The 12,351-nt window shown below is 61.1% G+C and carries 7 protein-coding genes; all 7 read left to right on the forward strand.

The features are described 5' to 3' along the window. Positions 1–206, forward strand: a 206-nt coding sequence (rplL, locus tag WB402_RS04315) for a 50S ribosomal protein L7/L12 (RefSeq protein ID WP_424205687.1), incomplete at its 5' end; no start/stop codon positions are given. 177 nt (positions 207–383) lie between these two features. Then, a complete protein-coding gene (gene rpoB / locus WB402_RS04320; RefSeq protein WP_424205688.1) occupies positions 384–4,478 on the forward strand; it encodes a DNA-directed RNA polymerase subunit beta in 4,095 nt (1,364 codons plus the stop codon). A gap of 78 nt (positions 4,479–4,556) precedes the next feature. Next, positions 4,557–8,774 carry a DNA-directed RNA polymerase subunit beta' gene (gene rpoC, locus WB402_RS04325; protein ID WP_424205689.1) on the forward strand — a complete coding sequence of 1,406 codons (4,218 nt, stop codon included), beginning with the start codon at positions 4,557–4,559 and terminating at the stop codon, positions 8,772–8,774. 340 nt (positions 8,775–9,114) lie between these two features. After that, entirely contained in the window at positions 9,115–9,489 is a 375-nt protein-coding gene (rpsL, locus tag WB402_RS04330) for a 30S ribosomal protein S12 (protein ID WP_372524180.1), read from the forward strand. A 115-nt stretch (positions 9,490–9,604) separates the two neighbouring features. Further along, positions 9,605–10,075 carry a 30S ribosomal protein S7 gene (gene rpsG / locus WB402_RS04335; RefSeq protein WP_424205690.1) on the forward strand — a complete coding sequence of 157 codons (471 nt, stop codon included), beginning with the start codon at positions 9,605–9,607 and terminating at the stop codon, positions 10,073–10,075. 37 nt (positions 10,076–10,112) lie between these two features. Then, on the forward strand, positions 10,113–12,215 hold the full coding sequence (gene fusA / locus WB402_RS04340) for an elongation factor G (RefSeq protein WP_424205691.1): 2,103 nt from the start codon (positions 10,113–10,115) through the stop codon (positions 12,213–12,215). 19 nt (positions 12,216–12,234) lie between these two features. Continuing rightward, on the forward strand, positions 12,235–12,351 hold a 117-nt coding region (locus tag WB402_RS04345), incomplete at its 3' end, for a GTP-binding protein (RefSeq protein ID WP_424205692.1).

Consider the following 12,351-nt stretch of genomic DNA (forward strand, 5'->3'; position numbering starts at 1 on the left):
CCTTCGATGTGATCCTGACCGCTGCCGGCGATAACAAGGTCTCCGTGATCAAGGCGGTTCGCGCCGTGACCACCCTGGGCCTGAAAGAGGCCAAGGACCTGGTCGAAGGCGCGCCGCAGACCGTGAAGGAAGCCGTGCCCAAGGCCGACGCCGAGAAGATGAAGAAGGAACTCGAGGCCGCCGGCGCCAAGGTTGAACTTAAGTAAGTTGGCGCTGTCGGGGGTTCATCCGCTGCCGGCGGGTGAACCGGCTATTAGTAGTCCGTGCGGGCGGGACCAGCGGCGCAAGCCGCTATTCCGCCTGCATGCCGTTTTCAGGAAAACGTTGTCGGTTGTACCGGTCCGTTCAAGCCGTTTCTCTATATATATAGAGCCGAGGAAAGCATGACCTACTCATTCACCGAGAAGAAACTCATCCGCAAGAATTTTGGCAAGCGCCCTGGCGTGCTGAAGGTTCCGTATCTGCTCAAGATCCAGAAGGAATCCTACCACCAGTTTCTACAGGCGGACACGCCGCCGGAGCAGCGGATCGATCAGGGCTTGCAGGCCGCCTTCAAGACGGTGTTTCCGATCGAGAGTTACAACGGCAATGCCGCCCTCGAGTTCGTCAGCTACCGTCTCGGCATACCGCCTTTTGACGTCAAGGAATGCCAGCAGCGCGGGTTGATCTACGCGGCGCCCTTGCGCGCCCTGCTGCGCCTTGTGGTATTCGAGAAGGACGAGGCCAGCGGCACCAAGACGGTGCGCGACATCAAGGAGCAGGAAGTGTACATGGGCGAGATTCCGCTCATGACCGACAACGGGACGTTCATCATCAACGGCACCGAGCGCGTCATCGTCTCGCAACTGCACCGCTCGCCGGGCGTGTTCTTCGAGCACGACTACGGCAAGACGCACTCCTCCGGCAAGTTATTATTCTCGGCGCGCGTCATTCCCTACCGCGGCTCGTGGCTCGATCTGGAGTTCGATCCCAAGGATTACCTGTACGTGCGCATCGACCGCCGCCGCAAGCTGCCTTCGACGGTATTGCTGCGCGCGATCGGCATGACCACACAGGAAATTCTGGCCACCTTCTTTCAGACCGATACCTTCCATCTCGTGAAGAACGAGATCCGGCTCGATCTGATCCCCAATCGCCTGCGCGGCATGCAATTCGAATTCGACGTGAAAACGCCGAAGGGCGAAGTCATCATCGAAGCCAACCGCCGCATTTCCGGACGTCACATCCGCGAGCTGGAAAAGTCCAAGCTCAAGCAGCTGACCATCGAACCGAGCTTCCTGATCGGCCGTTCGCTCGCGGAAGACGTGATTCATCCGCAGACCGGCGAGCTGCTGGCCCAGGCCAACGACCTGGTATCCAAAGATCTGATCGACAAGCTGTTCGAAGCCGGTATCGAACAGGTCAAGACGGTCTACACCAACGATCTCGACCAGGGTTCGTTCATTTCCGATACCCTGCGTCTGGATTTGACGCGCGATCCGCTCGAGGCCCAGATCGAAATCTACCGCATGATGCGCCCGGGCGAGCCGCCGACGCGCGATGCCGCGCAGACGCTGTTCAACAACCTGTTCTTCAGCCCCGACCGCTACGACCTCTCGGCCGTCGGCCGCATGAAATTCAATCGCCGCGTCGGAAGAGGCAGCGATGAAGGACCGGGCATCCTGACCAAGGAAGACATCGTCGATGCGATGAAAATCCTGATCGAGCTCAAGAACGGCAAGGGCGAGATCGACGACATCGACCACCTCGGCAACCGCCGCGTGCGCTCGGTGGGCGAACTCGCCGAGAACCAGTTCCGCGTCGGCCTGGTGCGTGTCGAGCGCGCGGTCAAGGAACGCCTGTCGCTGGCGGAGTCGGAAGGCCTGATGCCGCAGGAACTGATCAATGCCAAGCCGGTGTCGGCGGTGATCAAGGAGTTCTTCGGTTCCAGCCAGCTTTCGCAGTTCATGGACCAGACCAACCCGCTGTCCGAGATCACGCACAAGCGCCGCGTCTCGGCCCTCGGGCCCGGCGGTCTGACGCGTGAGCGCGCCGGTTTCGAAGTGCGTGACGTGCACCCGACCCATTACGGACGTGTGTGCCCGATCGAGACGCCGGAAGGCCCGAACATCGGCCTGATCAACTCGCTGGCGGTCTACGCCCGTACCAACGAGTACGGATTCCTCGAAACCCCGTACCGCAAGGTGAACAACAGCAAGGTCACCGACGACGTGCATTATCTTTCGGCGATCGAAGAGAGCAAGTTCATGATCGCGCAGGCCAATGCCACGCTCGACAGCCGCGGCCACCTGATCGACGAACTGGTTTCGTGCCGTATCAAGAACGAGTTCATGCTGTCCACGCCGGACAAAGTGGACTATATCGACGTGGCGCCGTCGCAGATCGTGTCGGTGGCGGCCTCGCTGATTCCGTTCCTGGAGCATGATGACGCCAACCGCGCGCTCATGGGTTCGAACATGCAGCGCCAGGCGGTGCCCTGCCTGAAAACCGAAAAACCTCTGGTCGGCACCGGTATCGAGCGCATCGTGGCGATCGACTCGGGCGCGACGGTCGTCGCCAAGCGCGGTGGCCTGGTGGATTCCGTAGACGCCTCGCGTGTGGTCGTGCGGGTTAACGACGATGAAACCAAGCCGGGCGAAGTTGGTGTCGACATTTATAACCTGACCAAGTACACGCGTTCGAACCAGAACACCAACATCAACCAGAAACCGCTGGTGAAGGTGGGCGATGTCATCGCCATGGGCGACGTGCTGGCCGACGGCCAGTCCACCGACATGGGCGAACTCGCCCTCGGGCGTAACATCCTGGTCGCGTTCATGCCGTGGAACGGCTACAACTTCGAGGACTCGATCCTGATTTCCGAGCGCGTGGTGGAAAACGATTGTTTCACCACCATTCACATCGAAGAGCTGCAGACCGTGGCGCGCGACACCAAGCTCGGACCCGAGGAAATCACGCGCGATATTCCGAACGTGGGCGAGGCGGCGCTGGCCAAGCTCGACGAGTCGGGCATTGTCTACATCGGCGCCGAAGTGGACGCCGGCGATATCCTTGTTGGCAAGGTCACGCCCAAGGGCGAGACCCAGCTGACTCCGGAAGAGAAGCTGCTGCGCGCCATCTTCGGCGAGAAGGCCTCGGACGTGAAGGACACCAGCCTGCGCGTGCCGTCCGGCATCTCCGGCACGGTCATCGACGTGCAGGTGTTCACCCGCGAGGGCGTGGAGAAGGACGCGCGCGCCAAGAGCATCGAGGAATCCGAGCTGGCAAGCATCCGCAAGGACCTCGACGACCAGTACCGCATCCTGGAAAGCGACGCCTTCGCGCGTCTCGAACGTCAGCTGATCGGCAAGGTTGCCGACGGCGGACCGGCGGGCCTAAAGAACGGCGACAAGATCACCAAGGGTTATCTCGAGGAACTGCCGCACAACAAGTGGTTCGACATCCGCCTCAAGAACGAGGAGGCCTCGCAGGCACTGGAGCAGATCCGCGGTTACCTCGCCAAGCAGAAGGATCTGTTCGACCAGAAATTCACCGAGAAGAAGGTCAAGCTCACCTCGGGCGACGATCTCGCCCCCGGCGTGCTCAAGATGGTCAAGGTGTACGTGGCGGTGAAGCGCCGTCTGCAACCCGGCGACAAGATGGCCGGACGCCACGGGAACAAGGGCGTCATCTCGCGCATCGTGGCGGTCGAGGACATGCCCTATGGCGCAGACGGTACCCCGGTGGATATCGTACTGAATCCGCTCGGCGTACCGTCGCGCATGAACGTGGGCCAGGTGCTCGAAACCCATCTCGGCTGGGCCGCGCATGAACTCGGCGCCCAGATCGGCGCCATGCTGGATGAGCAGCGCAAGGCCGAGGAAATCCGCCGCTTCATCGACCGCATCTACAACCAGATCGGGCGCAGCGGACGCAAGGAAGAAATCAAGTCGCTGACCGACGACGAGATCATCGAGCTCGCGCGCAACCTGCGCAAGGGTGTGCCGGTGGCCACGCCGGTGTTCGACGGCGCGTCCGAGGAAGAGATCAAGGAAATGCTGGTGATGGCGGGCCTGCCGCCCTCCGGCCAGACCACGCTTTATGACGGGCGCACCGGCGAGTCCTTCGACCGGCCGGTGACGGTGGGTTACATGTACGTGCTCAAGCTCAATCACCTGGTTGACGACAAGATGCACGCGCGCTCCACCGGTCCGTACTCGCTGGTCACGCAACAGCCGCTCGGCGGCAAGGCGCAGTTCGGCGGTCAACGCTTCGGTGAAATGGAAGTGTGGGCGCTCGAAGCCTACGGTGCCGCTTACACGCTGCAGGAAATGCTCACGGTCAAATCCGACGACGTCACCGGGCGCACCAAGATGTTCGAGAACATCGTCAAGGGCGACCATCGCATGGAGCCGGGCATGCCCGAATCCTTCAACGTGCTGGTGAAGGAAATCCGCGCGCTCGGCATCGACATGGAGCTGGAGAAGGAAAAAGAGTAAGCCCCGGGGCGAGACCGAACCGGAATTATTAATCAGTAGGCGAATTAGTTAGCGAATCAGTTCGCAGGAGACAAAATCTTGAAAGACCTATTTAATCTTTTCAAGCAGCCCGGCAAGTCCGAGGACTTCGACGCGATCCGCATCGGGCTCGCATCACCCGAGAAGATCCGTTCGTGGTCGTTCGGTGAGGTCAAGAAACCGGAGACCATCAATTACCGCACCTTCAAGCCGGAGCGTGACGGTCTTTTCTGCGCCAAGATCTTCGGGCCGGTCAAGGATTACGAATGCCTGTGCGGCAAGTACAAGCGCCTGAAACACCGCGGCGTGATCTGCGAGAAGTGCGGCGTGGAAGTCACGCTGTCGAAGGTGCGCCGCGAGCGCATGGGTCATATCGACCTGGCCTCGCCGGTGGCACACATCTGGTTCCTGAAGAGCCTGCCCTCGCGCATGGGCCTGATGCTCGACATGACGCTGCGCGATATCGAGCGCGTGCTGTATTTCGAGGCTTATGTCGTGATCGACCCGGGCATGACGCCGCTCGAGCGTGGCAGTCTGCTGTCGGAAGACGCCTACCTCAACGCCATCCAGCAGTACGGCGACGAATTCGACGCGCGCATGGGCGCGGAATCCGTTCGTGCCCTGCTCAAGTCCATCAACCTCGAAGAGGAAGTGGCGAAAGCGCGCGGCGATCTCGCCGGCACCACCTCCGAGACCAAGATCAAGAAACTCACCAAGCGCCTGAAGGTGCTCGAGGCGTTCCTCTATTCCGGCAACAAGCCGGAGTGGATGGTGCTGGAAATCCTGCCGGTGCTACCGCCGGAACTGCGTCCTTTGGTACCGCTCGACGGCGGCCGGTTTGCGACGTCTGATTTGAACGATCTGTACCGGCGCGTGATCAACCGCAACAACCGCCTGAAACGCCTGCTCGATCTCAACGCGCCCGACATCATCGTGCGCAACGAGAAGCGCATGCTGCAGGAGGCGGTGGACGCGCTGCTCGACAACGGCCGCCGTGGCCGCGCCATCACCGGCGCCAACAAGCGCCAGCTGAAGTCGCTGGCCGACATGATCAAGGGCAAGCAGGGCCGTTTCCGTCAGAACCTGCTCGGCAAGCGCGTCGACTACTCCGGCCGCTCCGTGATCGTGGTGGGTCCGACGCTCAAGCTGCACCAGTGCGGCCTGCCGAAGAAGATGGCGCTGGAACTGTTCAAGCCGTTCATCTTCAGCAAGCTCGAATCCAAGGGCCTCGCTACCACTATCAAGGCGGCGAAGAAGATGGTCGAACAGGCCGGCCCCGAGGTCTGGGACATCCTGGAAGAGGTGATCCGCGAGCATCCGGTGCTGCTCAACCGCGCCCCGACGCTGCATCGCTTGGGCATTCAGGCGTTCGAGCCGATCCTGGTCGAAGGCAAGGCGATCCAGCTGCATCCGCTGGTGTGCGCGCCGTACAACGCCGACTTCGACGGCGACCAGATGGCGGTGCACATCCCGCTGTCGGTGGAGGCGCAACTCGAAGCCCGCGCCCTGATGATGTCCACCAATAATATTCTGTCACCTGCCAACGGCGACCCGATCATCGTGCCGTCGCAGGATATCGTGCTCGGTCTCTATTACACGACCCGCGAGCGCATCAATGCGCAAGGCGAGGGCAAGGCATTTGCCGACGTGGCCGAAGTACATCGCGCCTACAACGGCCGTCATGTCGCGTTGCAGGCACGCATCAAGGCGCGCATCCGCGAGGTGCATTTCGACGACAAGGGCAAGCGCATCGAAACCCGCAAGCTCTATGACACGACCGTGGGCCGGGCGCTGCTGTCCGAAATCCTGCCGGAAGGAATGCCGTTTGAGCTCATCAACCGCGTGCTTAAGAAAAAGACGATCTCGGAACTCATCAACGCGTGTTACCGGCGCGTCGGCCTCAAGGCCTCGGTGATCTTCGCCGACCAGCTGATGTACACCGGTTTCGCGTTCGCGTCGCGCGCAGCTGTGTCCTTCGGCATGGATGACATGATTATTCCGGGCGAGAAGGCCGAAATCATCGGTCAGGCCGAGAGCGAAGTGAAGGCGATCCAGAACCAGTACGCCTCGGGTCTGCTCACCGACGGCGAGCGCTACAACAAGGTGGTCGATATCTGGACCCACACCTCCGAGCGCGTCGCCAAGACCATGATGGACCAGCTGGGCAGCGAGGAAGTGACCGATTCAAAGGGCAAAAAGACCAAGCAGGAGTCGTTCAATTCCATCTTCATGATGGCGGACTCCGGCGCGCGCGGCAGCGCGGTGCAGATCCGCCAGCTCGCCGGTATGCGCGGCCTGATGGCCAAGCCCGACGGCTCGATCATCGAGACGCCGATTACGGCGAATTTCCGCGAAGGCCTGAACGTGCTGCAGTACTTCATCTCGACGCATGGCGCGCGCAAGGGTCTGGCCGATACCGCGCTTAAGACTGCGAACTCGGGTTATCTCACGCGCCGCCTGGTGGACGTGTGCCAGGACCTGGTCGTGACCGAGGACGATTGCGGCACGACGGAAGGGGTGGCCAAATCGGCGCTGGTGGAAGGCGGCGAAATCGTGATCGCGCTGCGCGACCGCATTCTCGGCCGCGTGGTAATCGGCGATATCCGCGATCCGGGTAACGAAAAGAAAGTACTGATCGCGGACGGCTCGGTGCTGGATGAAAAGGCCGTGGCATTGCTCGAGGACTGTAACATCGACCAAGTGCTGGTGCGTTCGCCGGTGACCTGTCATACGCGTTACGGCGTGTGCCGCAAGTGCTACGGGCGCGATCTCGGTCGCGGACATCTCGTCAACATGGGTGAGGCCGTGGGCGTCATCGCCGCACAGTCGATCGGCGAACCGGGTACGCAGCTCACCATGCGTACGTTCCATATCGGCGGCGCCGCCTCGCGCGCTACGGCGGTGTCGCGCATCGAGGTTAAAACCTCGGGCGTGGTCCGGCTCAAGAACCTCAAGGTCGTGAAGCATGCGAGCGGCAATTATGTCGCGGTGTCGCGTTCCGGCGAGCTGATCGTGCAGGACGATCAGGGCCGCAACCGCGAGCGTTACAAGCTGCCGTTCGGCGCGGTGCTGTCGGTGCACGACGGCTCGAAGATCAAGATCGGTGCCGTCGTCGCCAACTGGGATCCGCATACCCACCCGATCATCACCGAGGTTGCCGGCAAGGTGACTTTCGCCGACCTGATCGATGGCGTGACCGTCAACAAGCAGACCGACGAGATCACTGGCCTGTCGACGTACGTGGTGCTGGATGCGAAGCATCGCGCCGGCACCAAAGACATCCGTCCGGTGATCACGCTGGTGGATGGCAAGGGCAAGCCGGTCAATATTCCGGGAACGGAAATTCCGGCCAAGTACATGCTGCCGCCGGGCGCCATCATCACTGCGGAAGATGGCGCCAAGGTGGGCGTGGGCGACGTGCTTGCGCGCATCCCGCAGGAGTCGTTGAAGACCCGCGACATCACCGGCGGTCTGCCGCGCGTCGCGGAACTGTTCGAGGCGCGCAAGCCCAAGGATTTTGCGATTCTGGCCGAGGTCAGCGGCGTGATTTCCTTCGGCAAGGACACCAAGGGCAAGCAGCGGCTCATCATCAACGACAAGGAAGGCGTGGAGCACGAGTATCTGATCCCGAAGGGGCGTCACATCACCGTGTTCGAAGGCGAGACTGTGGAACAGGGCGATGTCATCGTCGAGGGCGCTCCCGTGGCCTCCGACATCCTGCGTCTGCTGGGTGTCGAGGCGCTCACCAACTACATCGTCGATGAAATTCAGGACGTGTACCGATTGCAGGGCGTGAAGATCAACGACAAGCATATCGAGGTGATCGTGCGCCAGATGTTGCGCAAGGTGCGCATCCTCGATTCCGGCGACACGCGTTTCTTGCCCGGCGAACAGGCCGAACGCGCGCGGGTTCACGAGGACAACGAGGAAATGGCGGCGCAGAAGAAGAAACCGGCAACCTTCGAGCCGCTGCTGCTCGGGATCACCAAGGCGTCGTTGTCGACCGAGTCGTTCATCTCGGCGGCTTCGTTCCAGGAGACGACGCGCGTGCTCACGGAAGCGGCAATCACCGGCAAGATGGATCTGCTGCGCGGCCTGAAGGAAAACGTGATCGTGGGCCGCCTGATCCCGGCCGGCACTGGCCTGGCCTATCACCTGGAGCGCCGGCGCACGCGCGGCGAAGCCAAGCAGGAAGCCAAGGAATTGAAGCAGTCCCTGACGGCCAGTTTCACGGGCAAGCCTGCGGCACACAGCGATGAGGAGGCGGTGGGGACATAGAGGTTCTGGCCGCGGCGGAAGGTCGCAGGGCAGGGGAGCCCCGGCGGACCAAAAAACCTCGAAAAAAGGCCGCAAACGGGCGCTAATGGCTTGACACAATAGGGGTGACTCCCTAGAATCGCGCCCCTCAGAACAGGCCGGAATTCCGCCGGCCTGTCTTTGTTGAAGCCTCTAAAAAGCCGATCCCGAAGGTTGGCTGGGAGGATTTCCGGTCTCGCGGTCAGCGACGGAATCCCTCATATCTGCGCCGACCGCGCAAATTGGATGGCGATAATAAATAATTCGAGATTTCCGCCACGGCGGAAATTTCCATTTTTGGGTCGAGAGACAAAACAGCTTTATGCCGACGATTAACCAATTGGTTGCCAAAGGGCGCAGACGCCTGAAGAGCAAGAGCAAGGTACCGGCCCTCGAGGCCTGTCCGCAGCGCCGTGGCGTGTGCACGCGCGTGTACACCACGACACCGAAGAAGCCGAATTCGGCGCTCCGGAAAGTCGCGAAGGTGCGGCTCACCAACGGTTACGAGGTGATCACCTATATCGGCGGTGAAGGACACAACCTGCAAGAGCACTCGGTGGTGCTGATTCGCGGCGGGCGTGTGAAGGATTTGCCCGGTGTGCGTTACCACACGGTGCGCGGTTCGCTCGACACCGCGGGTGTCGCCGACCGCAAGCAGAGCCGTTCCAAGTACGGCGCGAAACGGCCGAAGTCGTAATTTATCAGAGAACACTCATTTCGCCCCGCACTTCAACTGATTGGCGGGCGATGTCAGAAAGGCAGTGCAGGGCGTTTTATTCTTTTAATTAATGTAATCAGGACAAGCAGAACGTATGTCGAGAAGACGAGAGGTTCCGAAGCGCGAAATCACGCCGGACCCGAAATATCTCAGTGAGACCGTCGCGAAGTTCATCAACGTGGTGATGAATAGCGGAAAAAAAGCTGCGGCCGAGAAAATTGTCTATGGCGCGCTCACCACGATCGCGGAGCGCAGCAAAAAAGACCCGATTGAAATGTTCAATCAGGCGCTGACCAACGTGCGTCCGCTGGTCGAGGTGAAAAGCCGGCGTGTCGGCGGCGCCACGTATCAGGTGCCGGTCGAAGTGCGTTCGGGACGCCAGACGGCCCTGGCCATGCGCTGGGTCGTCGATGCCGCGCGCGAGCGCAGCGGCAAATCCATGGCCGCGCGCATGGCCGATGAATTGATGGATGCCGCGGACAAGCGCGGCAATGCCGTGAAGAAGCGCGAAGACGTGCATCGCATGGCCGAGGCCAACAAGGCCTTCTCGCATTACCGCTGGTAAGCGATTAACCGTTCTTTATCTATAGAGGAATTGAGTCGTGGCCCGTACAACTCCTATCGAACGCTACCGGAACATCGGTATCATGGCGCATATCGATGCCGGCAAGACTACGACCACGGAACGCATCCTGTTCTACACCGGCGTCTCGCACAAGATCGGCGAGGTGCACGACGGCGCGGCCATCATGGACTGGATGGAACAAGAGCAGGAGCGCGGCATTACCATCACCTCGGCGGCGACCACCTGCTTCTGGAAAGGCATGGATGGAAGCCGCGATCAGTATCGCTTCAACATCATCGACACCCCCGGTCACATCGATTTCACCATCGAAGTGCAGCGATCGTTGCGCGTGCTCGACGGCGCGATTTTCGTGCTGTGCGCCGTGGGCGGCGTGCAACCGCAGTCCGAGACCGTGTGGCGCCAGGCGAACAAATACCAGGTGCCGCGCATCGCGTTCGTCAACAAGATGGACCGCGCCGGCGCCAATTTCCTGACGGTCGTGTCCCAGCTCAAGGAACGCCTGGGCGCCAATGCCGTTGCCCTCCAGCTTCCCATCGGTGCCGAAGAGAACTTCAAGGGCCTCGTCGATCTCATCAAGATGAAGGCGATCTACTGGGACGATTCCACCCAGGGCATGAAGTTCGAAGAGAAGGAAATCCCGGCGGAGATGGTCGAGCTTTGCAAGAAGTACCGCGAACAGATGATCGAAGCGGCGGCCGAGGCCAACGAGAAGCTGATGGAAAAATATCTCGGCGGCGAAGAGCTGACCGTGGACGAAATCAAGACCGGGCTGCGCGAACGCAACCTGAAGCTCGAGATCGTGCCGGTGCTGTGCGGTTCGGCGTTCAAGAACAAGGGCGTGCAAGCGGCACTCGATGCCGTCATTGATTTTCTGCCCGCACCGTCGGAGCGTCCTGCCATCAAGGGCCATCTGGACGACAAGGACAGCACGGTGGGCGAACGCCATGCCTCCGATGACGAACCGTTTTCGGCGCTGGCCTTCAAGATCGCGACTGATCCGTTTGTCGGCGCGCTGACTTATATCCGCGTGTATTCCGGCGTGCTGACCTCGGGCGATTCCGTCTACAACCCGGTCAAGAGCCGCAAGGAGCGCATCGGGCGCCTGCTGCAGATGCACGCCAACGAGCGCCAGGAAATCAAGGAAGTCCGCGCCGGCGACATCGCCGCGTGCGTGGGTTTGAAAGACGTGACCACCGGCGAGACGCTGTGCGATCAGGACAAGGTGATCACCCTCGAGCGCATGGAGTTCCCGGAGCCGGTGATTTCGCAGGCGGTCGAGCCCAAGTCCAAGGTCGACCAGGAAAAGATGGGCATGGCCCTGAGCCGTCTGGCCCAGGAAGATCCCTCGTTCCGCGTGCACACCGACGAGGAGTCGAGCCAGACCATTATCGCCGGCATGGGCGAGCTGCACCTGGAAATCATCGTCGATCGCATGCGGCGCGAATTCGGTGTCGAGGCCAATGTCGGCAAGCCGCAGGTCGCGTACCGTGAAACCATCCGCAAGCCCGTGGACCAGGAATACCGCTTCGTCAAGCAGTCCGGCGGCCGCGGTCAGTACGGCCACGTGGTCATCAAGTTCGAGCCGCAGGAAGTCGGCAAGGGCTTCGAATTCGTGGACGCCATCAAGGGCGGTGTCATCCCGAAGGAATTCATCCCGGCCGTGCGCAAGGGCGTGGACGAGGCGATGCAGCGCGGCGTCAAATTCGGTTATCCCGTGGTCGACGTGAAGGCGACGCTGCACTACGGTTCGTACCACGAGGTGGACTCGAACGAGAACGCGTTCAAGATGGCGGCCATCCTGTGCTGGAAAGAAGCCGGCCCCAAGGGCGATCCGGTGCTGCTCGAGCCGATCATGGACGTCGAAGTTACGTCGCCGGCGGATTATCTGGGCAATGTCATGGGCGACCTGAACTCGCGGCGCGGCGTCATCATGAGCCAGGAAGACGGCCAAGGTGGCGTGAAGTTGATCCGCGCCGAGGTTCCCCTGGCAAATATGTTTGGTTACTCGACCACTCTGCGTTCATCGTCGCAGGGTCGCGCAACTTACACGATGGAATTCAAGAAATACTCGCCGGTGCCGTCGAGCGTCGCCGAGTCAGTCATGAAGAAAGCCGGTTAATTCAAGATAGAGGCATCCCGTGTCCAAGGAAAAATTCGCACGCACCAAACCGCACCTCAACGTCGGCACCATCGGCCACGTCGATCACGGCAAGACCACGCTCACCGCGGCTCTGACCAAGGTCCTGGCCGCCAAG

It is taken from the genome of Sulfuricaulis sp. (assembly GCF_049587675.1).
In the GTDB taxonomy this organism is placed as follows: Bacteria; Pseudomonadota; Gammaproteobacteria; order Acidiferrobacterales; family Sulfurifustaceae; genus Sulfuricaulis.

Excerpts from the sequence above, each read along its gene's own strand:
- rpoB (WP_424205688.1), top strand. The coding sequence starts at position 384 with ATGACCTACTCATTCACCGAGAAGAAACTCATCCGCAAGAATTTTGGC.
- rpsL (WP_372524180.1), top strand. The coding sequence starts at position 9,115 with ATGCCGACGATTAACCAATTGGTTGCCAAAGGGCGCAGACGCCTGAAG.
- rpsG (WP_424205690.1), top strand. The coding sequence starts at position 9,605 with ATGTCGAGAAGACGAGAGGTTCCGAAGCGCGAAATCACGCCGGACCCG.